This window comes from Acetobacterium sp. MES1 (assembly GCF_002237635.1).
GTDB classification, from domain to species: domain Bacteria; phylum Bacillota; class Clostridia; order Eubacteriales; family Eubacteriaceae; genus Acetobacterium; species Acetobacterium wieringae.
In genome coordinates, this window is sequence record NZ_MJUY01000050.1 from 1 (window position 1) to 26,417 (window position 26,417).

General features: G+C 46.4%; 27 protein-coding genes. 12 read left to right on the forward strand and 15 right to left on the reverse strand.

Annotation, left to right across the window (positions count from 1 at the left end):
* Nucleotides 1–122 precede the first annotated feature (122 nt).
* From BI182_RS13355 to BI182_RS13385, 7 genes are all read right to left on the reverse strand, one after another.
* Complete coding sequence (locus BI182_RS13355; RefSeq protein WP_286808578.1) at nt 123–1,355, reverse strand: MFS transporter; 1,233 nt, start codon at nt 1,353–1,355, stop codon at nt 123–125.
* A gap of 22 nt (nt 1,356–1,377) precedes the next feature.
* Nucleotides 1,378–1,815, reverse strand: a complete 438-nt coding sequence (locus tag BI182_RS13360) for a MarR family winged helix-turn-helix transcriptional regulator (protein ID WP_070372126.1) — start codon at nt 1,813–1,815, stop codon at nt 1,378–1,380.
* A 244-nt stretch (nt 1,816–2,059) separates the two neighbouring features.
* Nucleotides 2,060–3,142, reverse strand: coding sequence for a uroporphyrinogen decarboxylase/cobalamine-independent methonine synthase family protein (locus BI182_RS13365; RefSeq protein WP_148637807.1), 1,083 nt, complete (start codon nt 3,140–3,142; stop codon nt 2,060–2,062).
* Nucleotides 3,143–3,712: 570 nt separating this feature from the next.
* Complete coding sequence (locus BI182_RS13370; protein WP_286808579.1) at nt 3,713–4,273, reverse strand: hypothetical protein; 561 nt, start codon at nt 4,271–4,273, stop codon at nt 3,713–3,715.
* Nucleotides 4,274–4,396: 123 nt separating this feature from the next.
* A complete protein-coding gene (locus BI182_RS13375; RefSeq protein ID WP_286808580.1) occupies nt 4,397–5,725 on the reverse strand; it encodes a GNAT family N-acetyltransferase in 1,329 nt (442 codons plus the stop codon).
* A gap of 21 nt (nt 5,726–5,746) precedes the next feature.
* Nucleotides 5,747–6,322, reverse strand: coding sequence for a GDSL-type esterase/lipase family protein (locus BI182_RS13380; RefSeq protein WP_286808581.1), 576 nt, complete (start codon nt 6,320–6,322; stop codon nt 5,747–5,749).
* A gap of 144 nt (nt 6,323–6,466) precedes the next feature.
* A complete protein-coding gene (locus BI182_RS13385) occupies nt 6,467–9,544 on the reverse strand; it encodes a methyl-accepting chemotaxis protein (RefSeq protein ID WP_286808582.1) in 3,078 nt (1,025 codons plus the stop codon).
* 542 nt (nt 9,545–10,086) lie between these two features.
* Here BI182_RS13385 and BI182_RS13390 point away from each other — a divergent pair.
* From BI182_RS13390 to BI182_RS13420, 7 genes are all read left to right on the forward strand, one after another.
* A complete protein-coding gene (locus tag BI182_RS13390) occupies nt 10,087–10,494 on the forward strand; it encodes a Rid family hydrolase (RefSeq protein WP_070372133.1) in 408 nt (135 codons plus the stop codon).
* Complete coding sequence (locus tag BI182_RS13395; RefSeq protein ID WP_070372134.1) at nt 10,494–10,823, forward strand: (2Fe-2S)-binding protein; 330 nt, start codon at nt 10,494–10,496, stop codon at nt 10,821–10,823. The genes BI182_RS13390 and BI182_RS13395 overlap by 1 nt, the downstream gene beginning before the upstream one ends.
* Nucleotides 10,810–12,417, forward strand: coding sequence for an FAD-dependent oxidoreductase (locus tag BI182_RS13400; RefSeq protein ID WP_286808585.1), 1,608 nt, complete (start codon nt 10,810–10,812; stop codon nt 12,415–12,417). Before BI182_RS13395 ends, BI182_RS13400 begins: the two co-directional genes overlap by 14 nt.
* A 17-nt stretch (nt 12,418–12,434) precedes the next feature.
* Nucleotides 12,435–12,764 (forward strand): (2Fe-2S)-binding protein, encoded by a 330-nt coding sequence (locus tag BI182_RS13405; RefSeq protein ID WP_070372136.1) that lies wholly within the window; start codon nt 12,435–12,437, stop codon nt 12,762–12,764.
* Nucleotides 12,757–13,884, forward strand: a complete 1,128-nt coding sequence (locus BI182_RS13410) for an NAD(P)/FAD-dependent oxidoreductase (RefSeq protein ID WP_228878762.1) — start codon at nt 12,757–12,759, stop codon at nt 13,882–13,884. The genes BI182_RS13405 and BI182_RS13410 overlap by 8 nt, the downstream gene beginning before the upstream one ends.
* A gap of 229 nt (nt 13,885–14,113) precedes the next feature.
* The gene (locus BI182_RS13415; protein ID WP_286808587.1) at nt 14,114–14,995 is read left to right on the forward strand and encodes a helix-turn-helix domain-containing protein; all 882 of its coding nucleotides are present in this window, start codon (nt 14,114–14,116) and stop codon (nt 14,993–14,995) included.
* 69 nt (nt 14,996–15,064) lie between these two features.
* Nucleotides 15,065–16,207 (forward strand): tyramine oxidase subunit B, encoded by a 1,143-nt coding sequence (locus BI182_RS13420; protein WP_286808589.1) that lies wholly within the window; start codon nt 15,065–15,067, stop codon nt 16,205–16,207.
* A gap of 136 nt (nt 16,208–16,343) precedes the next feature.
* Here BI182_RS13420 and BI182_RS13425 read toward each other — a convergent pair whose 3' ends face one another.
* The 7 genes from BI182_RS13425 to BI182_RS13455 all read right to left on the reverse strand — a co-directional run bounded on the left by BI182_RS13425 (nt 16,344) and on the right by BI182_RS13455 (nt 21,022).
* Entirely contained in the window at nt 16,344–16,868 is a 525-nt protein-coding gene (locus BI182_RS13425) for a GNAT family N-acetyltransferase (RefSeq protein ID WP_286808591.1), read from the reverse strand.
* A 1-nt stretch (nt 16,869) separates the two neighbouring features.
* Nucleotides 16,870–17,718, reverse strand: a complete 849-nt coding sequence (locus BI182_RS13430; protein ID WP_286808593.1) for a prenyltransferase/squalene oxidase repeat-containing protein — start codon at nt 17,716–17,718, stop codon at nt 16,870–16,872.
* Complete coding sequence (locus BI182_RS13435; protein ID WP_228878840.1) at nt 17,705–18,217, reverse strand: GNAT family N-acetyltransferase; 513 nt, start codon at nt 18,215–18,217, stop codon at nt 17,705–17,707. Before BI182_RS13435 ends, BI182_RS13430 begins: the two co-directional genes overlap by 14 nt.
* Before the next feature lie 175 nt (nt 18,218–18,392).
* Nucleotides 18,393–19,025, reverse strand: coding sequence for a class I SAM-dependent methyltransferase (locus BI182_RS13440; protein WP_286808595.1), 633 nt, complete (start codon nt 19,023–19,025; stop codon nt 18,393–18,395).
* A 76-nt stretch (nt 19,026–19,101) separates the two neighbouring features.
* Complete coding sequence (locus BI182_RS13445; protein ID WP_286808597.1) at nt 19,102–20,055, reverse strand: hypothetical protein; 954 nt, start codon at nt 20,053–20,055, stop codon at nt 19,102–19,104.
* Nucleotides 20,055–20,564 (reverse strand): helix-turn-helix domain-containing protein, encoded by a 510-nt coding sequence (locus BI182_RS13450; RefSeq protein ID WP_286808598.1) that lies wholly within the window; start codon nt 20,562–20,564, stop codon nt 20,055–20,057. Before BI182_RS13450 ends, BI182_RS13445 begins: the two co-directional genes overlap by 1 nt.
* A gap of 107 nt (nt 20,565–20,671) precedes the next feature.
* A complete protein-coding gene (locus BI182_RS13455; RefSeq protein WP_353744777.1) occupies nt 20,672–21,022 on the reverse strand; it encodes a MerR family transcriptional regulator in 351 nt (116 codons plus the stop codon).
* 82 nt (nt 21,023–21,104) lie between these two features.
* Here BI182_RS13455 and BI182_RS13460 point away from each other — a divergent pair, with 82 nt between their 5' ends.
* The 3 genes from BI182_RS13460 to BI182_RS13470 all read left to right on the forward strand — a co-directional run bounded on the left by BI182_RS13460 (nt 21,105) and on the right by BI182_RS13470 (nt 23,717).
* Nucleotides 21,105–21,491, forward strand: coding sequence for a carboxymuconolactone decarboxylase family protein (locus tag BI182_RS13460; protein ID WP_286808600.1), 387 nt, complete (start codon nt 21,105–21,107; stop codon nt 21,489–21,491).
* A 427-nt stretch (nt 21,492–21,918) separates the two neighbouring features.
* Complete coding sequence (locus tag BI182_RS13465; protein WP_286808602.1) at nt 21,919–22,725, forward strand: alpha/beta fold hydrolase; 807 nt, start codon at nt 21,919–21,921, stop codon at nt 22,723–22,725.
* Between the two features lie 80 nt (nt 22,726–22,805).
* On the forward strand, nt 22,806–23,717 hold the full coding sequence (locus tag BI182_RS13470; protein WP_286808604.1) for a chitobiase/beta-hexosaminidase C-terminal domain-containing protein: 912 nt from the start codon (nt 22,806–22,808) through the stop codon (nt 23,715–23,717).
* Between the two features lie 680 nt (nt 23,718–24,397).
* Here the strand turns inward: BI182_RS13470 and BI182_RS13475 are convergent.
* Nucleotides 24,398–25,057 (reverse strand): Crp/Fnr family transcriptional regulator, encoded by a 660-nt coding sequence (locus BI182_RS13475; protein ID WP_286808606.1) that lies wholly within the window; start codon nt 25,055–25,057, stop codon nt 24,398–24,400.
* Between the two features lie 116 nt (nt 25,058–25,173).
* Here BI182_RS13475 and BI182_RS13480 point away from each other — a divergent pair, with 116 nt between their 5' ends.
* Together BI182_RS13480 and BI182_RS13485 are read left to right on the forward strand one after the other, a co-directional pair.
* A complete protein-coding gene (locus BI182_RS13480; protein ID WP_286808608.1) occupies nt 25,174–25,656 on the forward strand; it encodes a permease in 483 nt (160 codons plus the stop codon).
* Nucleotides 25,653–26,384 carry a permease gene (locus BI182_RS13485; RefSeq protein WP_286808610.1) on the forward strand — a complete coding sequence of 244 codons (732 nt, stop codon included), beginning with the start codon at nt 25,653–25,655 and terminating at the stop codon, nt 26,382–26,384. The genes BI182_RS13480 and BI182_RS13485 overlap by 4 nt, the downstream gene beginning before the upstream one ends.
* The last annotated feature ends 33 nt before the right edge of the window (nt 26,385–26,417 follow it).

The window sequence follows — 26,417 nt, forward strand, 5'->3', positions numbered from 1 at the left end:
TAGAGCCTGAACATCTCTATCTTACATGGAAAGGTGATTTTTGGGTATAACCCTTTTGCCCACCACCCGCATAGCAGGTGGTTTATTATTTCGCACGTTTTGCGTGCTCAACAGACTAAAGTCTAAAATGAGACTGTGGCCAGCGCCGAATTGGCCTCCGCCGCTTCGGTGTTGTCCAGCATCATATAGTTAATCGGGGTTCCCATGGTAAAGCCAATCCCCAACCCCATCAAAATCAGACTGACCACCACCGTCAGGATGCTGGGATAATTAGTTGTCACAAAAATCAAAAAAAGTGAACCGATACATGAAACCAGAAAACCAAATCCGAGGGTTATTTTTACTCCAAATTTATCGATAAGCTTGCCCGAGAACGGAGCCCCGACGCCAGCAAAAAGACCGAGAATAATGACATAGTAACCACCTTTTCCAGCTGGTGTTTTCATCGCATTTTCACAAAACTGGGGAACAAAAATCATCCCCATGATAACCATCCCGGTGATAAATGACAAGACCAGGGTGATCAGAATATTGCTGTTTTTAAAATAGGCTAAGTTGATGACCGGATCTTCAGCTTTTTTCTCCACCAGAATAAAAATCGGCATCAACAGCATAAAAATGATCAAGAATGGATAGACTGCCGTGCTGAGAAAGGTATTGGCAAAATCAAAGAAATCGATGTTCTTCAAACCATAAAGGACACAGAGAACCATGATGGTGACGATGGTGATTCCGCCGATATCGATTTTTTTGACATTTTCAATCCGGGTATTTGGCAGACAAATGAGTCCTGCCGCCAAAATAAAAATCGTAATCGGTACATTAATATAAAAAATATACTGCCAGTTGGTAGTTCCAGCCAAATCCAGAATGGCACTGCCAGCGGATGCACCAAATATATTGGCAATCCCATAAACGCCACCAACCAAACCTAAGGCCATGCCCCGCTTCTCTTTGGGAAAGGTGGTGCCAAATTCGGCAGTTGCCACCGGGACGATGCCACCACCACCGATGGCCTGAACTGCTCTCGCCACCAGCAGCATCGGAAAACTGGCGAAATTCTGAGCTAAACCACAAAATAATGAACCCAGACCAAAAAGCAAGATACTGAGAAGATAAATGTATTTTCTGCCAAAACGGTCAGCCAGCTTGCCCATTACCGGGATACTGGCCGCATAAGCCAGTGTATATATCGTTATCATCCAGATTCCGGTTTTATCGTCGACCATTAAGTTGGTTTGAATCACCGTTCTGGCCGGGGTAACAATGCCGGTATCCAGGGCGCCCATAAAAATCCCCAAAAGATATACGACCATGACCATGCCGTAGCTGATTTTTTTATTCTGATTTGTCATTTGATTTGCAGTCCTTCCTTTTTTACTGGTGGTCGATCGAGTCTTTTTCATTAATCCTGGCCACATTGTCAGCGATTTTTTTTGTGATCCTGCGATATTGTTGAATTTCTTCATCACTTAAGCCTTCAAAAAAAGACTGATTCCACTCCTCCAGTGCTGCTCCCATTTCTCCCAGGATACTTTGCCCCGCCGGGGCAATCGATATCAGGTTTTCCCGTTTATTCTCAGGATTCTGATGGCGCTCAATCAGGCCTTTCTCCTCCAGTTTTCGCAAAGTTTTGGCGATTGCGCCTTTATCCAGCATAAAATGCTGGGCAATGGCATCCTGATTAACCCCATTGTTTGAAGCTAAATACATCAGAATTACCTGTTCAGGAAAACCCACCCCAGAATTATGCAAGCGCCGTTCACAAAACACCTTGCTATGACGCACGATGATCGAAAGATTGTTCATTAACATTGATTACCTCACTCAGATATTTAATCTGTTGTCGTTGCAACTGTTGAATTGGCAACTATATTAACACAATAACCTGAGCCTGTCAACGATAAGATGATTTCATTTTTCAAATCATTATCTATCATTTCAAGTATGTGTTTTACAAAGAATCCTTTAGATATCCATTTCTAAAATAAAAATACTCCTTCCACAGCGTTATGATTAATAATTTAATCACCACACTGTAGAAGGAGCATGATCCCATTTAGTTGCTATAAAGAATTCGAGAATGTTTATATAATTCTTCTCTAAACGTTGGTGTCATGATCCCACCCAAAACTGCATAAACACTGATAAACGAGGATTTACCCGGTATACATACTTTGTCTGCAAATGTTCTTGCATATTCCCGCTGTTTATCCTCGCTGGTTGTGGCTGGATCAAAAATTTCTGGTATCATTCCCAAACATATCCGATCACCATACTTTTCAAAAAGCTGTAGGGTATCATTCATGTTTTGTGGACTCCATGAGTCCCATCCGGCATCGAGAATACACTGAATGCGGGATTCGATATGACCACAGCTATGAAGATCAGCCCACAGTCCTTTCGCATGAATATGGTCAGTCAGTTTTCTCATGTAAGGAACAATCATTTCCTGAGCGGTTGCTTCAGAAAAAAACGGCGATCGTTGTGACCCCCAATCATCATGTACGGTAAAACCATCAATGTGATCATAATATTCTACAAATTTATCCACAATGCGACACGCCAGATCAGTGGTCGCCTCAAAAATCTCTTTGACGGCCTCTGTCTGATCTTCATCAATCAGAGCTTCTGCCGCTCTTTCAAATCCCATAAACGAAATAAGTCGTTCAAACCACCATCCGTTAATCTGCCATGCCAGCACAAACCCGTTGCCATTCAAAAAAGTACCATTGTTAGCTTTGGCACTGCCTTCCCAATCCCAGCTATCAATGTCGGGAAACTGTAATACTTCTTTCCAGTCGTTGGCATCGTTTAAAATATGATTGCCGGGTCTCACCATGGAACCCTGGGCATCAGGAACATATTCCCATGGTATCCCGAACATGTCAATACCATCCTGAGGCGGCATCATATTCGCTTCAAATACAAAGGCTCTGGCAATATTATCCGGGATCACACTGGGACAAAACAAGGCCGACTCGTTTCCCAGACTTTCCCAGACCGGTTCTTTTTTCATGGTTCGTAAGTAATTTTCTTTCATCGATACTGGCGAATTGTAAACGGGGTCTGTGGTACCAAAGAAATTTGGTATTTCTGCAACAACCTGCAGTTCTTTCGAATCAAATGGTATTTTATTCATTGTTATTTTGCCTCCAGTTTCTAATAAATTTTATTGTCATTAATTTTACCCGGTTCGGGATGTTGAGTGATGCGCCAAACGATTAGCTTTCTTGCGAAGATCATGATGATAAGAAGGGTAATAAACGTTTTCACAGCAAACAAACCTACCTGAGTGTCGTCATCATGGTGCCGAGTTTACGAAATACTCGTATAATAACTACTACCTCAGTTGGTAATTCATCTTTAAAATCTAATTGAATGCGTTTAATTATTTTGTAACTTAACCGGTTAAATTTATATCATTGTATAATTTTACGATTTTAATGTCAATATATTTCCTATTAATTCTGTTTTATTCGTAATATTATTAATAATACTCTTCTTTACTATTTTTTTTTGCAAGCTATAATATTAATTAAATTTATATAAAAAATAGTTGCCGTTACCTCGGCCGTAACGACAACTACTGCATTTTTTCTTTTCGGTATTTTGATTGCTGCTGTTCCCAACTGTGATCTTCTGACCAACGAACTTACTAATCAACTGACAATTGATTCAACGATTTGATTTTACCGGTAGTTACAGTTCACTACCCTTTTCGATGCTTGCGTTTAGGGTTACTTCGGGCCAGATAAAAATAAAGCATCGCCTGAATCAGGGTGACCAGACCCATAATGATTTTTTCAAACCAGGTGCTTCCGAATAGATTACCCAGGGTATTTAAACAAGCAAAGAAAAAAGACAGCCAGAGATATATTTTTGAAGCCAAATTAAACTGCCGATATTCAATCACCCCTGCAGCTACAGCAATTAACGGTAAGCCAAAGCTTACCACAATCACGCCGATGATCGACGCTTCAAAAAAGAGTACTGCCATTAAGATCAGTGCAAAAATCAACCAGCCGATATAAAATTTTTTATAAGCTTTGACCCGAACCAGCCCGGAAGCGGCCGCAACTACCGGAATGCCATAGATTATCATGACAATGCTGGTAGTCGCCGTGCGAACCGCCGCTTCATAGCTATCCAGCTGACCGCCGCTGATTGATTCATAAGGTAGAATTTTGAGAATGACGAGTAAAAATACCGCAATTGTAAACAGATTCAGAATAATAATGCCTTTACCCGCCGTTTTTCTGTTGAATTTCATCGTACCCTCCCTTGTGATTGTGACTTTAGGTAATTGCGTAATGAAAAAACATCGAACACTGCATTGTTTTACGCCCAGTTTTGCAATAACCTCGATTGTGATTTTGCGTACTGAACCGTACCGTCAAAAGTAATCTGGAAGCAGTGCTACCGAAACGTCCTTTAGTTGCTCCCAGCTTGCCTCACCGCACTTGACCATGCAGGGGCTTGTAAGGCTTTTCTGGAGATGTTCCGGGAGTAGTCGGAATCCCATTTTTTTATAAAAATCAGGATTGATATCTGAAAAGAGGAAGATGAACACCTCACCGTCTTTTTCAAGCTGTTGAATACATCTTTTTAGCAGAATCCCGGCATAGCCCTTACTGGTGTGCGGTTCGGGTGTCAGCACCGAACCAATGCCATAGGTAGTTATCCCCAGCACTGGTTCTAAAGTCAGAACAATCAATGAACTGACCAGATCACCCTCACGATCGATGACATAGCGTTTTCCGAAGGCATCTTCTTTGGCGTTGTCATGAATATACTCTGCCAGAGTTCTATTTTTATGCCAGATCTGGTAGGCTTCTTTGAATAAAAGCATCCGCTCTGTCTGAGTGGCTTCCCGGATTATCATCTGTCGGGGTCCGGTTTTAAGATAAACTTGCCACTCATCATAAATCTGACAAAGCTCTGCATCCAAATAAGTAAGCGCCTTTTCTTTAAGCGCATGGGGCACCCTATAATATGCTTCAGCAATGGCCCCGGTGATCGCAGCCAGGGTGTCGCTATCTCCCCCCACCGAAATGGCTGTCCGGATGGCATCCTCAAAGGATGCGGATTCCAAAAAAGCCTGAATGGCCTGAGGCACCGTTTCCTGACAGGTTTCATTAAACTGGTAGCTGTCCCGAATTTCATCAATGGTAAAATTCCAGTGATAGAAATAACCATCAATCCGTTCCCGAATGGCTGCTTTGCTGGCTCCATTGCGGGCCATGTAAATGGCTAAAACAGTCGCTTCCGCACCTTTTAAACCTTCCGGATGATTATGGGTAACCCTGGTAATTACTTCCGCAAGCATCCGGGCTTCGGTTTCGGATCGTGCCGCAAAGGCTGCCGGACTGATCCGCATCGCCGCTCCGTTACCGTAACTGTTGTAGGGCTGAGGATTGTCACAAAAAACCCAATCCCCAAACCGGCCACCATAGCCACAATGAGGGTATTTTTGACCAATTTTCTGCATCCATTGTCGGCTTAAGCGTTCTATCCGCCGATAGTATTCGTAATTTCCCAGTCCATTATCCAGAGGCAAACAGCCAGCTTGACCTGCTTCCATGATCGCCTTGGCCACCGCCAACGTCATGATGCTATCGTCAGTAACCTCACAGGCTCTGGTAAACAGATCAAAGTCCTTGCTCCGATGATTATTAAATTCAAAACGGGAACCAACAATGTCCCCGATAATTGCACCCAGCATATTGCTCTCCTTGTTCCGTATTTATTTTGTGATGACTGTTTTTTCTAAAAAATCAATGACCTGATCCGCCATGAGACGGTGCCCGGCCGGACTCTGGTGAATCCCATCCAGATACAGATCGTTGTCACACCAGTCGCCAGCAGCACTGAAATCCAGGGTGAAAAGTTGGGACGAGGTGGTATAATCCCGCAACCACTGGCAATAGTCTGCAATCATCACCGCAGCTTTTTCAAAGTCTACCAGCTCCCCGCCTTCTTTAAAGGTTACTGGCAGATGAATCGGTGGCGGGATTGCCACAAAAACCTGAATCCCCTTCGCTCTGGACTGGTCAACCATGGCAGCTAAATTCTTAGCAGCCTGCTCCCAGCTGCGGTTAAAAAAGATATCGTTATAACCAGCCATCAGGATCATCCCATAAGGCTTTGCATCAAAGACCTGCTTTTGAATCCGTTTTAACATTCCGACGGTGGTGTCACCACTGACGCCGCGATTGACCAGCGAAATACCCGTCTTTGTCGTTGCGATCACATGCCATTTATCTTCCCGGGACACCTGATAACCAAAGGTCAGGCTGTCACCAAAACATATTATTTTCACCATTTTCTCCTTAGCCGCGTACTGCTCTTGCAGTTGTTATAGACTCAGTTTATCACAGTGCAAACGGTTTTACAATTACAGAGACCACCTTTTGCCAGGTGGTCTCTGAGGATTTATTATTCAATTTACGCTATGACTTTTTTGCTAAGCCTTCCTGATTTTAAACTGATCGATCATCTGTTTCAATAACACGGATTGTCCGGAAAGCTCCTGACTGGCAGCCGCACTTTGTTCGGCGGTAGCCGAATTCTGCGAAACAACCTGAGCAATCTGTTCAACCCCGGTATTGATCTGGGCAATACCAGTGGCCTGTTCATTGGAAGCACCAGCAATATTCCCGATTAAGCTGGTAACCTTGCTGATGCCTGTGACGATTTCGTCCAGTGCTCCAGCGGTATCATTGGCTATTTTGGTGCCCTCCTGGACATTACTAATTGAACTTTCTATCAGAATGGTCGTCTCTTTGGCAGCTTCGGCACTTCTGGCGGCCAGGGTTCGAACTTCTTCGGCTACCACCGCAAAACCCTTGCCATGCTGGCCAGCCCGGGCGGCTTCGACGGCGGCGTTAAGGGCCAGGATATTGGTCTGAAACGCAATGTCATCAATGACTTTGATAATTTTAGAAATATCCTCAGATGATTTATTGATTTCCACCATTGAACGCTGCATCTCGGTCATCTGTTGATTGCCTTTTTCAGCATTGCCCATCACATCAGCAGCCAATTCTCTGGCCTTGTTGGCATCCACGGCGTTATTCTTGGTCTGATCGGCAATTTCGGCAATTGAAGCGGTCAGTTCCTGTATCGAGCTGGCCTGTTCGGTGGAGCCCTGAGCCAATGCCTGACTGCTGTCAGACACCTGATTGGCGCCAACATTGACCTGGTCAGCGGCGATGTTTATGTCACCCATGACCGCATTGAGTGAATCGATAATCACATTAAGGGCATTGGAAATGGTTACAAAATCGCCTCGGAAGGGTTGCGCATTTGCAATATCCAGATTTCCCAGCGACAATTGTTCGATCTTCTCAGTGATTTCGCCAACAACCTCCTCCAGCAGTGTGGCCGTGGAATTGACACTCTGCTTAAGTAAGGCCACATCGCCACGATAATCACCACTGATTCGAACCCGCAGATTTCCATTGGAAATTGCTGACATGATGTCTCTCACTTCGCCCAAGGGTTTGTTCAATTCTTCGAGAATGGCATTCATGCCGCCAACCACTTCCCGCCATGCGCCCTGGAAGGTGGTGGCATCGGCTCTGGCCTGAAGATTTCCATCAATGACAGCATTGGTAATCATATTGGCATCATCAATAAGGGTACCAATGGATTCCTTAACCAACATCAGGCTGTTATTGATCTCACTAAACTGAGCGCTGACTTCTTTGGTATATTCATCAGCGGCGATACAATTCATATCAAAATCAAGATCACCTTCGGCCAATCGCATCAGATTGGCACCAAGACGGGTGACTTCCGCTTTGGTATAGTCACTGACGCGAATCATCGGTGTGATATCCGTGATCACTTCGATAAAACCAATGTTCTCACCATTTTTGTTTTTTAAGTAGGCAGTCGCCTGTTTATTGCTGCGACCAACCCATTCAGAATAGCTTTCGGAGTCGCTCTGATCCACCAGTTGCCGGATTCCACAGCCTTGAGACTGACAAATACTGGTTCCGGCATTGAAACAATCCATCCCACACGCCGAATTTCGATCCTTAATTACCCCATTTTTAATCATCAGCTCTTCAAATGCATGATTCATAAAGGTCCATTTCATGTCGTTGTCTGTGACGTGAACCGGAATGGGAATCCCATCGATGATCGCCTCATACCAGAACATCTTGTCTACAACCGTGTCCAGAGTCTGATTAACACCAGCAATCACCTGTGCATACTCGCCGGAGTGATTTTCCACCCTTGCCCGCCGGGTGAAATCTCCCTGGATGGCTGCGTCGGAGAGCATAATAGTATCAGAAACCAGGTTGCCGATCGATTCCTTAATTGAAACCATGCTGCTACCCAGCACATCTTCTGAGGATTTTGGCTGGATGTTAATCGATAAATCGCCTTTGGCAATCGCTTGGGCTGTCTCAGACTGTTCCTTGATGTTCTCAGCCATATTTACAAAGGAACGGGTCAGCTCACCAATTTCATCATCTTTGGCACCTTCAGCCATGGTTTTATCAATATTGACGTCTCCCAAGGCCAGACAGTCAGCCGCTGCCACCAGCCGGGTAATCGGCCGGATGAAATTTCGGGTAGAAACCACAATGATTGCCAGAATCACGATCAGTCCCAGACCAAAAATCAGTAACATCATTGTACGAATTCCTGAGAAGGTTTTACTAAACTCTGACGTTGGAAGCCCAGTCGCCAGTACCCAACCGGTATTACCGATTTCGGTGACATACCCCCGGCTTTCGATGCCCCCCGTTGTATAGGTGATCGGGCCGGTGGTCTTATCCATCAGTGCCGCAATGATATTTTCTGACATATCCGTATCGGCAAGCATGCCATTGCTGTACTCTTTATTGGGATGATCAAAAACCATCCCGCTATTGGTTGAAACCACAAAAAATCCGTCTTCGCCAATTTTATTTTCAGCGATGATCTCTTTGATCCGGTCAATGGAAACATCCACACAGGTGGCCCCCATCAGTTCCTGAGTTCCTGGTTTAAATACCGGGGCAACCACACTGACAATGATCTTCTGGGTTGTGATATCCACGTATGGTTCCGAGATAAAAACTTTTTTTTGCGCTACCAGTTCTTTAAACCAGGGCCGGGCATTAATGTCATAGGACGGATCAGACACGACTCCGTCAGACTGGGTAAACTGACTGGAGTCGACGTCAGCAATCCAGGCCACCTGAATATTTTGGGGATCTGACGCTGCAACGTTGATCAGATGCTGCTTGATTTCCGGAAAATTGGCTGTTGAAGTAATGCCCACCCCCGGTGTGACCTGATTGAACAGACTCTGAATTTCCGGACTTGCTGACAATTGACTGGCATCCTCCAGATATTTTGTAAAATATGTTTCGATTTGATTGGAAACCGATTCAGACCGGGCTGATAATTCATTAACCTTAATTTCTGCAATCGACTGATCTACCACATACAGGGCAATCCCAGCGACAACTGCGAAAATAACCGCAACTGGCACTCCAATCCCCAGTAGCATCCGAACAAGTAAACCTCTCTTATGATTCATACACTTTTCCTTATGATATCCTCGATATCATTTTCGTCCTTTCTTCGTTGATATATTTTTGTAGTGTGACCGACCTAAAACCTTTTGTCATGATGTTACCATAAAATTGAAGGGTTGATTCTTCTCCAAACATTTTTTACATCCATTTAACATTTACTCGATTTATTTCTTCCAGTTCCTTTCAAAAAAGACAAAAATGAGCGCAACAAAGCCGCGTTAACGGCTTCATTGCACTCATCTAATGTCGGTTATTATTTTATTGAACTTATTCTATAACAGATCAAATAAAAAGGCAACTAAACTTTTTGCCAGAGCCAGACGACAGACCACCAATGAACTGCAAATTATTTCCCTGAAAATCGCTGTAAATTGTTCCGATTGTTACTATTTCTGTTTGTTTTGCTGTGATATATTATGTTCAACCTAGAAAAACCACAGAAAAATCGAGACAAAGACGTCGAAAAAAATCTTCGGCGTCTTTGTCATTTTTTGAAGGCAAGACAAAAAATCTATTTGAATTCATTGCGAAAGGAAGTAATACCATGTCACGAATTAATTATTCATCAGGAGCACCTTTAGAAGAAAAAGTCGGCTATTCACGGATGGTAAAAATCGGCAATCTGATTATGATCGGTGGCACCACCTCGGTTCAGCCGGACGGCAGTGTTTACGGCGAAGGCGATCCCTATGCACAGGCCAAATACATTTTTGAAAAACACGTTAAACTCTTAGAACAGGCTGGCGCAAGCCCAGCCGATGTTGTCAAAGTCATGTGTTATGCTACCCGGATGTCCGATTGCGGTGAAATTGGCCGGGCTTATTCGGAGTTTTTTAAAGAGTATCGGCCGCTTTTTACCGCAGTGGGAACAACGGAGCTCAACCGCCCCACCCAACTATGTGAGATTGAAATGACGGCGATTATCATTTCCGATGAAGGTGGGTGTGAGTGATGAACCGGATCAACGAACATCCCATTCTTGGCGAACCTGAAAAAGGCCAGCTGGTGTCCTTTTATATGGATGGCAAGCCGATGGAAGGTTATGCTGGTGAACCCATTGCCGTCGCCCTGAAAGCCGCCGGCGTGATGACTCACCGCTACACCCAGAAAAATCATGAGCCCCGGGGGATTTTTTGTGCCATTGGCCGCTGCACCGACTGTGTCATGATCGTTGATGGTGTGCCCAATATCCGCACCTGTATTACCCCATTAGTTTCCGGGATGCAGATTCAGACCCAGGATGGGGTCACAGCACTGGAGGTAAGCGATGAAACGTTATGATTTAATCGTCGTGGGAGCCGGTCCTGCCGGACTCTCAGCGGCTATTGAAGCCGCCCGATGCGGCATGAAGGTTGCCGTTTTTGATGAAAATGCCAAACCCGGCGGACAATTATTTAAGCAAATCCATAAATTTTTCGGTTCAAAAGAACACCAGGCCAAGATTCGCGGTTACAAAATTGGTGAAACACTACTCGCCGAGGCTGATGAATCCGGGGTTGAAGTATTTCTCAATGCCACCGTCGCAGGCATTTATCTGGACAAAGAAGTGCTGGTTCAAATCGGTGAAGCAATGACGCACTTCAAGGCCGATACCATCATTATCGCTACTGGGGCAGCGGAAAACATGGTCACCTTTGATGGCTGGACCCTACCTGGGGTGATTGGTGCCGGAGCCGCCCAGACGATGATGAATCTTTACGGCATCAAGCCCGGTCAACGGGTACTGATGCTGGGTAGCGGCAATGTCGGTCTGGTGGTCAGCTTCCAGCTGATGCAGGCTGGCTGTGAAGTAGTGGCCCTGGTGGATGCTGCTCCCAGGATAGGCGGCTATGGCGTTCACGCCGCCAAAATCGCCCGCTGTGGGGTGCCTTTTTATCTATCTCATACCATTACTAAAGCTGATGGGACTGATTGCGTCACAGGCGTGACGATTGCTGAGGTTGATGAAGCGTTCACTCCGATCCCCGGCACCGAGAAACACTTTGATGTTGATACCATCTGTCTGGCTGTCGGTCTCTCACCGATGTCGCAGCTGCTGAAAATGGCCGGCTGCACGATGGTCGATGATCCCAGCCGCGGCGGTCAGGTACCCTTGGTTTCTGAAAATGGCGAAACCTCAATTCCCGGTCTCTTTGCTGCTGGGGATGTTTCTGGCATCGAAGAAGCCAGCTCAGCCATGATTGGTGGCCGGATGTCCGGTCTGGCAGCCGCAGCTTATCTGGGCTTTCTCAGTGAGCAGGATAAAGATAAGCGTCTGGCTGACCTGGAAATCGCCCTCGATAGCCTGCACCAGGGCATGTTCGCCCCCGGCAGCAAAGGCCAAACCTTTGCCAAAACCGACGAAGGGATTGCCGTTTCTCAGAGTCTGCTTAAAAAAGGCTATCTTGATGATACTGATCTTGAGCGCTTTTTTCATCGATCTGATCAAACTGATAAAAAATCCGGTATCCGTCCGGTGATCGAATGTACTCAGAACATTCCCTGCAATCCCTGTCAGGATGCCTGTACCAAGGGTTGCATAAAAATTGGTAAAACAATCACCGCCCTGCCCCGAATTGATGCGAACAGCATCTGCACCGGCTGTGGTCTGTGTATCGCTTCCTGTTCCGGTCAGGCCATCTTTCTGGTTGATGAAGACTACGCTCCGGGCTACGCCAGCATAACCCTACCCTATGAATTTTTACCCCTGCCCCAAAAGGGCCAACTGGGAACAGCCCTGAGCCGCAGCGGTCAACCACTGGGTACCGCCGAAATCATCGATGTTCGCAGTGCCAAGGCCTTTGACCACACCACCCTGGTCACCATCAAGGTACCGGTAGCGCAAGCCATGACCGCCCGGTTTTTTAAACCCGCAACCCATGCGGCCGGACAATAAGAAAAGGAGAAACGACTATGAAATCTATTAATGATCGTTCACAAAATATCGGTTCCTTCGTTTCCCAGGCTGACGACACCATCATCATCTGCCGCTGCGAAGAAATCACCAAAGGCGAAATTCGGCAGGCGATTCACGACGGAATGTTTACCGTTAATGAAATCCGGCGTTACCTGCGGGCTGGGATGGGGCTTTGTCAGGGCCAAACCTGCGGTAAGCTGGTTAAAAACCTGATTGCCCGGGAGCTTTGCGTCATCCCCGATCAATTGGATCCGGCCACCAGCCGATCACCCATGCGACCGGTGGAAATGAAAGTATTAGGAAATGAAGAGGTGACCCATGTCTAAACATACTGACGTGATTATTATTGGCGCCGGTATCATCGGTAATGCCACCGCCTACTACCTGGCTAAAAAAGGCCTGTCGGTGACGGTTCTTGAAGCCAGCAAGGATATTGGCATTGGTGGTTCGTCCCGAAATGGTGGCGGTGTCCGCCAGTCCGGCCGGGATACCCGGGAACTGCCGCTGGCGATGTGGGGGATTAAAAACCTCTGGCCGGGACTGTCCGAAGAACTGGGTGTGGATGTGGAATACACCCAAAAAGGTAATCTGCGACTGGGGAAAACGGAGGCCCATCAAAAAATTCTTCAGGGCTTAACGGATAAGGCCGTAGCCTGCGGGTTGGATGTCCGGATGATCAACGGCGATGAAATTCGGGCCATTAATCCCTACCTTTCCGACGAAGTTACCTGTGCCAGCTGGTGTCCCACCGACGGCCATGCCAATCCGCTGACAGCAACCCTCGGTTACTATAAAAAAGCCCGGGAATTGGGCGTCCGCTTTATTACCGAAGCACCCTGTTTCGAACTGCGAAAAATTAAGGGTGTGATCCGTCAGGTTGTCACCCCGGATGCCATCTATGAAGCCGACAAGGTGCTGGTGGCGGCCGGTTTTGACAGCCGCAAAATTTTAGCAACGGTTGGCATCGATGTGCCAATGATGCCGCTTAAAATGGAATGTCTGGTTACCGAAGCCGAACCGCCGATGTTTCTGCAAATGCTCGGTACGGCTGATGCCGATTTTTACGGCCATCAGTCCAAGCATGGTTCCTTTGTTTTTGGTGGATCCTCTGGTTTTGAACACCTCAACAAAGACAATGGCAGCCCCATTTCCAGTAGCATCGGCGCCTCCTGTACCTGCCGGGGGATTATTAAATACTTCCCTGCACTTGCCGATGCCAAAATCGTCCGGGCCTGGGCTGGCTGGCTGGATGACTGTGCCGACCATGTTCCTGTGATCAGCCCGGTGGCAGAAGTGCCCGGTTTGTATATCGCCTGCGCTTTTTCTGGCCACGGCTTTGGGATTGCTCCGGCGGTGGGCTACAACGTCGCCGAAATGATTGCTGACGGTCACTCCACTATCGATTTGTCAGCCCTCCGATACGACCGCTTTCAACCCAAACAATAAGCCTGGACTAGGCTCAATACGAAAATTAGAATTTTCTTAACTATGATTGCAAATGTAATTTAGTGCCGATTTTTACTATTCTTTTCTTTCGAACTATGGTATATTGTATACATAATAAGCAGTAAACCAACAACTACTCAGACAAGGATGTCGAAATCGAAATTTCGGCGTCCTTGTTTTTTTATGCCGGTTCGTGCCAATTATCCATTTTGTTCAGAAAGGAAAGCGTATGCTTGCGGTTTTAGCTATGATTGATCTATTGCAACGGTATGGCTCTTATGCATCATCCCCACAAGAAAAGGAAAGTATCATCATCCCAAAACAACCCTTGATGGTCAAGCACGCCCAGGGTTATGAGTACTTTGACTACCGGGCTTATGGTATCTCCCACTTTTATCGCTTCCAGGTTACCCAGGAAATGTTAGAAACCGCCACCATCGTTCCTGATGGCACCGTCGACATTGTCTTCCGCTGCGGCCAGGATCATCTGGATGCAACCTGCTACGGCGCCGTTTTAAAAATGCACTCGATTGAGTATGCTTCGGTTTTTCATCTCAACGATACTATTTTTGGCATCCGTTTTCTGCCTGGCAAAGCGTTTTTACCTAAGGGCTATCCGATTGGCAGCCTGACTGAGAGCTCTGTGCCACTCCCGGAAATCTGCGATAATCAAGCCATGATGGAAGGAATCACCTGCAGCAACGATTTTAAAGAACAAATTGAGTTGTTTCTGGCTGCCTATATTCCCGATTATCAGAACTATTACAGCCCGGGCGTTCGTCCTTTCAGTTATCGCATGGTCGATGAGATCACCAAAGTCGTCGGAATTATCAATGTCAATGAATTAAGCCAAAAAGTCGGCTATACGCCCCGTTATATCAACCAGCTTTTTAATAAGGAGATTGGCTTGCCGCCAAAAACCTTCTCAAAAATTATCCGTTTTCAGAATGTATTGCTGGCGCTGGGGAAAGATCAGCATATTTCAACCATCGCCGCAGATATGGGTTATTTTGATCAATCCCACCTGCTTAAGGAATTTAAACAATTCACGGGAATCTCTCCCGGAAATTACCGTAAATCCCTGACTAAAGGCACTGCTATCCGAATTTGAAACAATAAAACTTTATTCATCCTGTTTATTCAAGAACATAAAAATAAAAATTATTTGGAGGTTTATATTATGACATTACCAGGCATTGATTTTTTGTATTTAAATGAAGCCGATATGATTAAGGCGGGGGTCAACAATGTTGTGGCCTGTACTGACTGTATGGAAGAGTTGTTAAAGCTGCTCGATATGGGCGACTACCGGATGGGTGGTGACAATGGCAACTCCCACGGTTGTATGATTACCTTCCCGGAAGAACCGGAATTCCCCAATATGCCTAAAAACGGCCCAGACCGTCGCTTTATGGCGATGCCCGCCTATGTCGGTGGCAAGTTTGACGTCGCCGGGATGAAATGGTACGGTTCCAATGTGAAAAACCGCCATAAAAATCTGCCCCGTTCGATTTTGATGATGATGTTAAACGACAAGGATACCAGCGCACCACTCGCCTTGATGTCCGCCAATCTTCTCAGTGCTTACCGGACTGCGGCCGTTCCTGGCGTCGGTGTCAAAAATCTGGCCCTAAAAGATGCCAAAGTGCTGGCAATTATCGGTCCTGGTGTCATCAACTCCACTGCCATCGAAACCTTTGCCGCCCTACGACCAAGTCTGACGACCCTTAAAATAAAAGGCCGGGGCCAGGCCTCCATCGACCGTTGTATTGAATTCGTTAAGGAAAAATGCCCGCAGTTTACCGAAATTATAGTTTGCGAAACCCTGGAAGAATGTGTTCGGGGATCTGATATTCTTAGCTTTGCCACCTCAACTCCAATGGGTGCTGGTCCTTCGGCCTATCCTTTTGTAGATGCCGAGTGGATTAAGCCCGGTGCCCTGTTCTGTCTGCCTGGAGCGGCTGATTTTACCGATGAATTTATCCAAAGCGATAAAACCAAGCTGGTGGTTGACAACATTTCCCTATATGAAGCCTGGGCCGAAGAATATCCCTACCCGACCTATAATATCGTTTATATCCTCGGTTCCAAATTTATGGACATGATCCATGATGGCAAACTGGCCAAAACCGATATCCACGATTTAGGAGCCATCTTAAACGGCAAGGTGCCCGGCCGGGAAAGCGACGACCAGATTATCCTCTACTCGGTCGGTGGGATGCCGGTGGAAGATGTCGCCTGGGGTAAAGAGGTTTATGACTATGCCCGTAAGCATAATATCGGGGTTAATCTGAATCTTTGGGATAAACCATCTTTATACTAAGATCAAAACGATCCCGAATCTCGACTGGACAAAACACCTAAGCATATAAATAAACCCTTTACCATTTGCTTATAATTGGTAAAGGGTTTTCGTTCGTCGATAAATTGTCAGCACTGGCGTTACCGTAGCACTGGCGTTACCGGAATTCTGCTCTGGTGATCGAATAAGCTTTGACATCCAGGATTTCACCGGTGTAGATCTTGTCCGCCTGCCGGATTGTTCCTTCATAATGAAAACCACATTTTTCAATCACCCGCTGGGATCCGAAGTTTTCCGGATAATGCACCACTGAGATCAGACCCAGACCCAGGGTATCAAAGCCATAGGCCAGCACGGCTCTGGCCGCTTCGGTCATGATGCCCTGCCCCCAGAAATCCTCACTGAGCGCGTAGCCGAGCATCCGGGCCTGGTCATTCTGACGATGAGGGTCCTCGATTAATCCGATTGAGCCGATAATCTGGTAGTCTTTTTCAATTCCCCAGATATTTTCCTGGCCGACAAAGATCGTCTTCATGATCTCCTTTGTTTCTTCGATAGTATCATGCGGCTTCCAGCCAGCCCGCGGGCCAACATTCGGGCTTTTTGAATAAGTAAAAACATCATCTGTGTCAGCCATGGTTAACGGTCGCAATTTCAGGTTTTTGGTAATAATGTAATTCATTTTAGTCCAACTCCATATTTTTAATAATCTCTTGATATCGTGCCGTGGCAGCTTCCGATGGTTTGCCTTTTTGACAGATCGTAAGCCCCCTCAGTTTGCGATTGGGACGCTCGACAATCATCCGGCCCTGACTATCCAGCTTCTGCTGTAACGCTACCAAGGCTTCGCTAAAGCGTTTGTCTTGCCGGGCTTTTTCGTAAAAAGACAACACATAGACATAATAAAACAGGTTGTAGCGCAAAAACGGATATTCCACCTGCATAAATAATTTGCCAATGCCATAGTGACAGGGCCCCACCGGCGTCTTCACAGTCCAGTGATCCAGCAGGGTTTCAACTGCCCGGTCAAGATCAACGATGCGAGCCGCTCCCGCATGAAAACCGGCCAGACGAAAAGCATCCAAGGCCAGCAGGGTCACATTGGGATTTGACGCATCAGTTTCGGGGCCATGACCATAGATAAATTTGTTGCAGCGCCAGCCACCGTCATCGTAGCGGTCAGCAAGCAGATAATTCAGTGCGTCCTGAACCCGGGGATGACTGGCGTAACCATTGCGACACAGACCGGCCACCCCATGGGCGGTATGACAGGGATAGATTGCACCTTTGGGGGCAATCCGCACCCGACCGTCGGCTCTTATGGCTTTCAGAACCAGCTCCGCCGCCCCTTGCAGGGCTTCATGATCGCGAGGCACGTTAAGTTCACTGATGATCATCAGTGCGGTCAGGGTACTGATCGGTTTTTCAATCCCCAGGCGGCCGTCCGGGGTTGCCCAGAAATCGGCGCCATTATCATGGCGGGTGGCCAGGATCTGCCCGAAATCGGCCTGATTTTTATTATCGCTGCTCATCTTTGCTCACTCCTTCTAATTGACAGATCATCAAGTATTCCTGATCCAGTTCATCAATCACAACAAAGCCAACCGCCTGATACATTCTCAAGGCATAATTGTCTTTCTGGACAGCTAACGATGCCTGTCGGTAGCCCTTTGCACTCAAATGTTGCAGCATCCGTTTCATGAGTGCGGTGCCAATGCCACTGTTACGGTATTCCGGATAAAGGGAGATGGCGAATTCCGGTGTTTTGTCATCAACATTTCCTAATCCCCGAACCTTTCCGGCTATATTTCGAGTCCACACGGCGCCAACAATTTTATCTTTGCACTCAGCAACCAGACAATGGTCATCTGGTCTACCGAAGTTCTCGATGTAGACCTGCAGTTCCGGCTGCTCGATCACATCCCTTGGTAGCCGATTTTGTTCGTCCGGCTGAAAAATAGCCTCGTATAAAAAATCTGCGAGCAAGGGTATTTCGATTGGTTTGATTTCCCGAATAGTATAGTCTTTCATCATATCCTCTCCGATTTTTGGAAAGGACTGACAGCATTAATGCTGTCAATCGATCCAAAACACCGTTCTAATTTGAAATAAACATTTTAAAGATCTCCTTTTTTGTACAACATACCCTCCTGATCGGCAAATATTAATTAACTTCATATTCTGATTTTAGAGCTAAGTTTTGTTTTTAGATGTGCTCATTCTTGCGCAAGACCATTACCTTACTGTAATCACAATGAATTGTTTGTGTCATTTCAAAACCAAAGCGAAAAAAATACTGATCCATCTCAGCTTTCAGAAAATCCTCAAATCCTGCGGGTTCGGTTTTTTTAACGAGATAAAACAAAATCCGTTGAACCAGGCTGACTGGTTCCTCCCATTCCACGACAATCAGTTTTCCGGTATTTTTCAAGACTCTTCTGGCCTCCCCAAGCAGCTTGCCCGCCAGAGCCAGGCTTAACTCGTGCAGCACCAGCGATATCAGCACCACATCAAATTCCTCGTTTGAAAATTGCAGGTTGGCCGCATCCATATGAAGCAACTTAACGTTGGATAGCCCTGCGTGTTCCAATTTTGCCACGGCTTTTTGCAACATGGCAGCCGAAATATCAATCCCGATCACTTTGGCATTTCTTCTGGCCCCGGCAATGGCAAAGGCATTAGTCCCGGTGCCGGTACACATGTCCAGAACTTTTAATGGTTCTTCTCCTAATACGGAAATGACGGCATTGCGGGGACTGGAGGCCGCCTTTCTAAAGTAAGTCCGATCTAATATATCGTAGACCTTGGCATTAAATTGGTAGTTTTCATCTGCTTCCATTTTCCCTCACTTTCATTCACAAGTATGTGTTCTGCCTAACTGACCCTGTCAAGCAGTTTTTTTATGTTTCACTTCATCAACTTTCATCGCTGCTATATTCCCTGATTATGGACTCGATCCCGGCAATGGTTTCCTCTCTGCCAAGAACATAATCGCTGGTGGGCAGGCTGTTAAAGAACTCTTCAAAGGCATTGATGATGTTGACTTCGTTAATTGCCAGATGCTTAAAGATGGTTTCGTTACCCCGTTGATAATGAAGAATCAGCCGGAGCGTCGGGTCTTCATTGGAAAATTCCACTGCCGAATTCATAAACAGCCGGTCCTCGTTGATGGCATAGCATTTTCTTTCACTGGCAACCAAATCAGCATGCAGTTGCTTAATCAGCTGCAGCCGTTCTGCAGGCGCAAAAGGGTGAACCATCTCTTCCGGCAGATAGATGTAGCCATCCTCCATGAATTGCCGCAAATATTTCAGGGAAAAAACATCCACCATCCCCTTATTATCGGCCCGGAATTTATCATAAAAAGGAATTACTGTCGCAAGTAGGGCCTCAAAATATGGGAACTCCCGGTTTAGCTGTTTTTCGATCATCTCATCGGTGAAATAACGGGAAAAACAGGGGATCGGTTGCATCACAAGTTTGGTGGGAAGGGCATCCTCCAGGGCGTATATCTCAAAGAGATCCCGACTGCCATGAATAAACGGAGCACTATTGTCTAAAAGTTCTGAAAAATATCCATCATAGACCTGATAAAGCCCCGCATCCCGATATACAACTGCGGTGGCAAGATCCTTTGACAGGGTGATCAATCGATTTGAGGTTAGCAGATAATACGGGAACATCCCACCATCAACTGGATGCCAGTCGGATGGTCGGTAGTAGAAACGGGATTGGTAATCGACATTGTCAAGCAGCGAAAGCGCCGCCAGTTTTTTAAAGGCCAGCAGACTTTGATCGGCCTCCGCTTCACTGCAATTCTGAGGAAAACTGACGATATCCTGTACTACAAGTTTTTTTTCGGAGCCCATCATTTGCTGAAAAATGTAATCATAGACGGCATCCCAGTCATAGGGAATGACCTGCGGATTTGTGGCGTCGAACTGGCAAAAATTTCGCAGTCAATGGCGCTTTCGACCATTCGCAGTACATTGGTATATCCACTCACAATCTCCATGCCATCGATTAACGAACTTTTTACAACTGCACCATTTTTTAAACCGATTTCTTTAGAAAAGGGAATGGTATGTTCGGTTAGTTCAGCAATCGTCTCGATCAGGCCGACGATTGCTTTGCGGTTATAATAGTTTCGTTGGCCAATGGTTTCCATTTCCAGGAGATTTTTCAGTTCCTCTTCTTCGGCTGTCGACATCCGTAACGCTTTGCACAGACCACTAAAAAACTTCTTAGATGGCAGACGCTCGCCAGATTTTACCCGCTGCAGGGTTGTCCGGTCGATCTTGCCGATCTCTGCCAAAGCCCGTACTGTTTCGCCGCTATCAACAATCAATTCTTCTATTCTTTGCGCAAATAATAACATGCTAAACGCTCCTTAATCTTTTAGTCTGATAAAGTTAATTTTTTATCCAAACTTTCTTTTTCCGAACACAGATAATTTTCCCCAAGGCAATACGACTTGAACCAGCCTTAATCTTTTTTTCGATAATACTCGATTTTGGCATCAAGGTTATAAAGATTTTGGGCCCATTTCTGCTGTTCGGCAACAACGAATATGCGGTGGGCTTCAAGCATTTCCAGTCGTTCGTGGACGGTCTGATCGCCTTTGGCTCTCAAATCGGCGTATTTTTTAATACTCCGCAGCGGCATCCCGGTCTCTTTGAGTCGCTGAATGAAACGAATCCATTCAATATCGTTTTCGTCGTAGTTACGTCGCCCCCGGGCATCACGGGAAACGGCAATCAATTCCTTCTTTTCATAGTATCTCAGGGTATATTCACTGATCTGAGTCAGTTGGACCATTTCGCTAATAATCATCATAAAACCTTTCAAAATATGGGTTGACTTAGACCATAGTCTAAGCACTATACTGGGATTATAAAAAATTTGGAGGTAATCACAAATGGATCAAACACGTTATCAAATTGGTGTCGCACAGTTAAAAAAAATTGATGGGGTTGGCGGCGAAAAGGTGATCGAATCACTGAAAACAATCGCCCCTGACTTGGGCAACTACATTATTGAATTTGCTTTTGGCGATATCTACCCCCGGGAAGGTCTCTCCCTTCAGGAACGGGAACTAATCACCATCACCAGCCTATTGACCGCCGGTGGCTGCGAACCGCAATTGGATGTTCATATCAATGGCGCTTTGAATGTCGGGCTTTTACCAGAGAAAATTATTGAAGCCTTTATTCAATGTATCCCCTACACCGGATTTCCAAAAGTTTTAAACGCCGTTGCCGTTGCCAAAGAGGTCTTTGCCGCACGTGACGCCCATAACCAGTAGACTACTGGCATGAGCTGAGCTATAACCGTTTTTGAGGCGACTGAAATGACCTCTTCTTATAAGCTTTATTTTACGGCAAAAAAGACCGCAAAGTTTAGATATTTGAAAATACAATCAGCTTTGGAAAAACCTTCTGCAAGGAGCCAGGCCATCTGGTCATTGAGCGGGGCGGTTTGATTAAAGGAGATGCGGTGATTGGCATCGTAATCCTGACTGTATTAGTTGAAAACATCTTATAAATGCATTGCTTAGCCTCTTTTCGTTTACCTATCATTATACGCCGTTTAATGAAAAATGGCTATGTAAATCAGGTTCTTTCGGCCATCCTTTACAATTCTGCCATTGACGAACCTCCTTTTTATCGGTACACTTTAAAAAAGACCCATTCCACCAAGAATGGGAAAATCTGCGAAAGAAGGTCGTCGTCGTGCTGGAAAAAATAATCACCTCCCCCCGGGGCACCGTTTTCTACTGGATCGCCCGGCATCAGGATCCCCAGGCAACTTGTCTGGTCTTTACCCATGGTCTTACTGCCAATCATCGGATGTTTGATCACCAGGTGGCTTCTTTCAGAAAGCATTACACCGTCATCAGCTGGGATCTACCCCTCCATGGGGCTTCCCGTCCCTATACGGATTTTTCATTTCACCATGCCGCTGCCGATCTGGATGCTATTTTGAATCACGAAAAGATCCCGGCGGCGGTGCTGATCGGTCAGTCACTGGGAGGCTATGCCTGTCAGCAGTATGCCCTGGATTTTCCGGACAAGGTGCTGGCTTTTGTGGGAGTCGATACCTCGCCCTTTGGCCCTTCCTACTATTCCCGGTCAGACCGCTTCTGGGTCCGGCAGGTGGAATGGCTGTCCCGCTGCTACCCCCACGACAAACTGGTGACAGCCATTGCCAAAGGAGCCACCCATACCAAACGGGGCTTTGACAACATGATGGCAATGCTGGCTCCCTATGGCAAAGCGGAACTCTGCCGAATCATGGGAACCGCCTATACCAGCTTTCTCCGGGAAAACTGCGATACGGCCTTTGATTTCCCGGTGCTGCTGACCCTGGGCGAATATGACCGCTTCGGCAAGGTGCCCCAATACAACTGGGCCTGGACGGCCAAAACCGGTTATCCCCTAAAAATCATTCCCGGGGCCGGCCATAATGCCAATGTCGATAATCCGGTGGTTTTTAATGCCGTGGTTGAGGATTTTCTTGATAGCCATCAGCTGCTTTAACAAACGCAATGATGATAGATGCCGCATCAAATGGGTATAAAGACCGTAAACAGATTACCCATAGAAGGGAGATGAGATTTATGGAACGCCTTCATTTTTGCCCGCAATGTGGCACCAAACTTGAACCGGATGAGCGCTTTTGCGGCCAATGCGGTTATGATACCGAAGCGCCAGTTTCAACAGATCCACACGAGAACCCGGCAACGGACCCCGTAGCCCCCCCGGTCTTGAGCCCATCGCCACAAGCAAAACCGGCTGGCTCTCAGAAAACAGCAATCATCATCTTAGCGGCGGTATTGGGTGCGCTATTTTTAATCGGTGGCGGCACGCTGATCTGGTTCAATCTTTCCGGGGGGCTTGTCAGCAAGCCTAATGGCCTGAACACGGCCACATCCGTGACAATTGAACCGCCCTCCTATTCGCTTAATGAAGGGAGTTACACCGCCACCCAACAAGTTGAAATCAACAAACCCACCGGCGAGGATATCGTCGTCTATTTTACCCTGGATGGTAGCGACCCTTCGGTCAGTGCCAGCGTTTATAGCAGTCCGATTGTTTTAAATGCCACCACCACCCTAAAAAGCATTGCGGTAGACAAAAACGGCAATCATAGTGGCATCAAAACGGCTACCTATGTAATCAACCTCCCCCAACAGGCCGCTACCCCACAACCGGCGACAACTACCCCAGCGGCTACCACAGACCCGGCTTCCAGTGAATGGCAGCAATTTGAGAACAACATCAACGGCACCTGGAAGTGGACCGATAGCAGTGGCTTCACCCTCTACTATCAATTCAGTGGCGGGATGTTACTGATTACTGACGGCGGCAACGACTACTATTATGACAGTTACCGATCAACCGTCTCCACCGGCAGCAATGGGACCGTCGGCACCGTTTACTCTGGTGATCATCAGCTTAATATTGATTGCAACCCGATGGGTGACAACGGAATTTATATTGATGGCTATTATTGCAGTTATGTTCCCTGATGATAACAGTCGCATTTGAGCTTTCCCTAAACAGCAACAGCAGAATTGTCTCACCTGGATCGGCTGCTGATAAATCTTTGCCATCAAATCGCAGGCTTTTTGCTTATCAGCGATTGCCGGACATTAGCGGATAAAATCTGTATATTATCGTATACGATTATTATACAAACGTTTACAGTTTGTCTATTTACTTCCTGATAAATGGTGGTATAATAGGTTCATATCAAAGATCAACTCAATCATTTTCAGAAACGAGTGAAAGAATCCTAGTGTCAACCACTCAATAACCATTACGACGCTGGCACTGATATCAATGTACCGACCCGAGGTTGAAGGTGAAAATTTGACCATGATGAAATAATTGATTGACAGGCCGGGAAAACAATCTGCAACAAGTCAGATCTTCTAACGATTAAAAAGCGAAATCTTTTTAACCGCCGGATATCCCCTTATAAGTGTGTAATGTTTAAACTGAAAAGTGAAAAAGAAGGTTTTTGATAAAACACAAGAAGGAGTCCAAACGGATGACGACTGAGATTGTGAACTAGACCGGTTTCGCAGGTTAAATGGCGGAATCGGTTCTAGTTCTTTTTTGGGTTGATATGAAATATTACTGTTGGCGATCAGAACCCCATTTATTTTCCGCCTGATAAGCGGGTCCTTTATCAACCTGTTCTGGTCTATAAATCTTTGATGGTAATGGTTTTGGCATCAAAATCGATCAGTCCATCCTGGCGCATTTTGTTGAGTTCCCGGCTCAGGGAGGATCGCTGTATACCAAAACGCTGAGCCAGATCTTTTTTTGATGATGGCAGTCGGATCACCTGACTTTTCTGAATCCGGGACTCGTAACGTAAAAAATCAATGATACACTGGCGGATTGTTTTCATCGAGATGGCATTAATCTTGTCGGTGAGAATCAGCGTTTTATCGGAGATGGCTTTCATCAACCCGATCATAAAGGTGCGGTTCATCTGGCACAGTTCCAGAATCATTTCCTGATCAAGATGGAGGATCACCACCGGCGACTGGGCCAGCACCGTCATCGGATAGTTGTTGCGACTGGAGAAAATCAGATTGGCACCCAACACATCACCGTCCTGAAAAATACTAATAGTCAACACGTTCCCCTCGCGGTCGAGATTCTGGACTGCCACCCGGCCGCTGAGAATCAGATCCATGGTTCGGCAGCATTCGTTCTGAAAATGAATCACCTGATCTTTTTCATACTCCCGTTTCTCATAGTAATGGGCTCTGAAAACCTGATTCAGGGCTTCGTCTGAAAAATCTGAAAAAAGGCTGTGGCTGGATAAAATTGTCATGAAATCCTGGTGATTCATAAAATAACCTCCTGAGGTGTGACCGTGGTAACTTTTTATTCCTCTGATCTACAGTATACTATAGAAAATTCGAATTTTGAAGCTGAGATTCGTATAATCAAGTTGGAGGTTAAAGCATGGATATTTTTACCCTGATTTTCTGGGTGATTACCCTAGTATGGCTGGGATTTTCGCTGAAAAAAGACAAGAGCAAAACCCTGAAGGCTATTAAAATGTCTGGGGGGATGATGAAAGGGATCGCCGGGGATATCCTCGGCATCTTGTTGTTGATTGGTCTGATCCTCACCTTTGTGCCGCCGGAAACGATTAAAGCCACCATCGGCCAGGCTAATGAAGTTGTTTCGACGGTACTTTTTGCACTGCTGGGAAGCATCACCCTGATTCCCGCCTTTGTCGCCTTTCCGCTGGTGGCCTCACTGGTCGACGCCGGTGCCAGCATCGTTCCGATTGTCGCTTTTCTGACCACGCTGACGATGGTCGGTGTGGTGACCTTTCCGCTTGAAAAAAGAGAATTCGGTCTGAAATTCACATTGATTCGCAACTCGCTGAGCTTTGCTTTTGCCCTGGTGATTGCTCTGGCGATGGGGGTGATCCTATGACATTTTTAAAAAGCCAACTCAAAAACAACCGCTTTCTGATGATTGTGATCCTGGCTTATGTGGCCGTCGGCATTTTTGCTCCAGACAAATTTCTACCATCCCTGGGTAACACCTGGTATTATGTCAAGGAAATGTTGATGATTATGCCGGTGATTTTGCTATTAACCTCGTTAATATCCGCCTGGGTGCCAAAAGAAACCATCGAAAATGCCTTTGGCAAAAACTCGGGCCTTAAAGGATCGCTGTTTGCATTTTTACTGGGCAGTTTTTCGGCTGGTCCCATTTACGCCGCCTTTCCGGTCTGTAAAATGCTGCTGAGCAAAGGCGCCAGTATTGCCAACATCGTCATCATCCTGTCCACCTGGGCGGTGATCAAAATCCCGATGCTGATCACTGAAAGCAAATTTCTCGGTCCCGAATTCATGCTCGTCCGCTGGATTCTGACCACCCTGGCGATTTTTCTGATGGGCTATATCACCTCCCGGTTTGTCAAACCGGAGGATCTTCCCGCTGACGATGAAGATGCCGCCGCTCTGGATGGTCCCCTTGCTCTTAATTCGGACTATTGTGTGGGCTGCGGCCTGTGTGCCAAAATCGCCCCCAGCCATTTTAAGATGGTCGACAAAAAAGCGACCGTCACCAGCCAGACTTTATCGCCCGGGGACGGTCTGGCCATCAAGGAAGCTGTGGCCAAATGTCCCGCTCAAATCATCCGGTTTTATCCCTAAAAGAATCCCCCTGCGACCCGATACGGCAGCAGG

Excerpts from the sequence above, each read along its gene's own strand:
- BI182_RS13355 (WP_286808578.1), bottom strand. The coding sequence starts at position 1,355 with ATGACAAATCAGAATAAAAAAATCAGCTACGGCATGGTCATGGTCGTA.
- BI182_RS13360 (WP_070372126.1), bottom strand. The coding sequence starts at position 1,815 with ATGTTAATGAACAATCTTTCGATCATCGTGCGTCATAGCAAGGTGTTT.
- BI182_RS13365 (WP_148637807.1), bottom strand. The coding sequence starts at position 3,142 with ATGAATAAAATACCATTTGATTCGAAAGAACTGCAGGTTGTTGCAGAA.
- BI182_RS13370 (WP_286808579.1), bottom strand. The coding sequence starts at position 4,273 with ATGAAATTCAACAGAAAAACGGCGGGTAAAGGCATTATTATTCTGAAT.
- BI182_RS13375 (WP_286808580.1), bottom strand. The coding sequence starts at position 5,725 with ATGCTGGGTGCAATTATCGGGGACATTGTTGGTTCCCGTTTTGAATTT.
- BI182_RS13385 (WP_286808582.1), bottom strand. The coding sequence starts at position 9,544 with ATGAATCATAAGAGAGGTTTACTTGTTCGGATGCTACTGGGGATTGGA.
- BI182_RS13390 (WP_070372133.1), top strand. The coding sequence starts at position 10,087 with ATGTCACGAATTAATTATTCATCAGGAGCACCTTTAGAAGAAAAAGTC.
- BI182_RS13395 (WP_070372134.1), top strand. The coding sequence starts at position 10,494 with ATGAACCGGATCAACGAACATCCCATTCTTGGCGAACCTGAAAAAGGC.
- BI182_RS13400 (WP_286808585.1), top strand. The coding sequence starts at position 10,810 with ATGAAACGTTATGATTTAATCGTCGTGGGAGCCGGTCCTGCCGGACTC.
- BI182_RS13405 (WP_070372136.1), top strand. The coding sequence starts at position 12,435 with ATGAAATCTATTAATGATCGTTCACAAAATATCGGTTCCTTCGTTTCC.
- BI182_RS13410 (WP_228878762.1), top strand. The coding sequence starts at position 12,757 with ATGTCTAAACATACTGACGTGATTATTATTGGCGCCGGTATCATCGGT.
- BI182_RS13415 (WP_286808587.1), top strand. The coding sequence starts at position 14,114 with ATGCTTGCGGTTTTAGCTATGATTGATCTATTGCAACGGTATGGCTCT.
- BI182_RS13420 (WP_286808589.1), top strand. The coding sequence starts at position 15,065 with ATGACATTACCAGGCATTGATTTTTTGTATTTAAATGAAGCCGATATG.
- BI182_RS13425 (WP_286808591.1), bottom strand. The coding sequence starts at position 16,868 with ATGAATTACATTATTACCAAAAACCTGAAATTGCGACCGTTAACCATG.
- BI182_RS13430 (WP_286808593.1), bottom strand. The coding sequence starts at position 17,718 with ATGAGCAGCGATAATAAAAATCAGGCCGATTTCGGGCAGATCCTGGCC.
- BI182_RS13435 (WP_228878840.1), bottom strand. The coding sequence starts at position 18,217 with ATGAAAGACTATACTATTCGGGAAATCAAACCAATCGAAATACCCTTG.
- BI182_RS13440 (WP_286808595.1), bottom strand. The coding sequence starts at position 19,025 with ATGGAAGCAGATGAAAACTACCAATTTAATGCCAAGGTCTACGATATA.
- BI182_RS13445 (WP_286808597.1), bottom strand. The coding sequence starts at position 20,055 with ATGGGCTCCGAAAAAAAACTTGTAGTACAGGATATCGTCAGTTTTCCT.
- BI182_RS13450 (WP_286808598.1), bottom strand. The coding sequence starts at position 20,564 with ATGTTATTATTTGCGCAAAGAATAGAAGAATTGATTGTTGATAGCGGC.
- BI182_RS13455 (WP_353744777.1), bottom strand. The coding sequence starts at position 21,022 with ATGATGATTATTAGCGAAATGGTCCAACTGACTCAGATCAGTGAATAT.
- BI182_RS13460 (WP_286808600.1), top strand. The coding sequence starts at position 21,105 with ATGGATCAAACACGTTATCAAATTGGTGTCGCACAGTTAAAAAAAATT.
- BI182_RS13470 (WP_286808604.1), top strand. The coding sequence starts at position 22,806 with ATGGAACGCCTTCATTTTTGCCCGCAATGTGGCACCAAACTTGAACCG.
- BI182_RS13475 (WP_286808606.1), bottom strand. The coding sequence starts at position 25,057 with ATGAATCACCAGGATTTCATGACAATTTTATCCAGCCACAGCCTTTTT.
- BI182_RS13480 (WP_286808608.1), top strand. The coding sequence starts at position 25,174 with ATGGATATTTTTACCCTGATTTTCTGGGTGATTACCCTAGTATGGCTG.
- BI182_RS13485 (WP_286808610.1), top strand. The coding sequence starts at position 25,653 with ATGACATTTTTAAAAAGCCAACTCAAAAACAACCGCTTTCTGATGATT.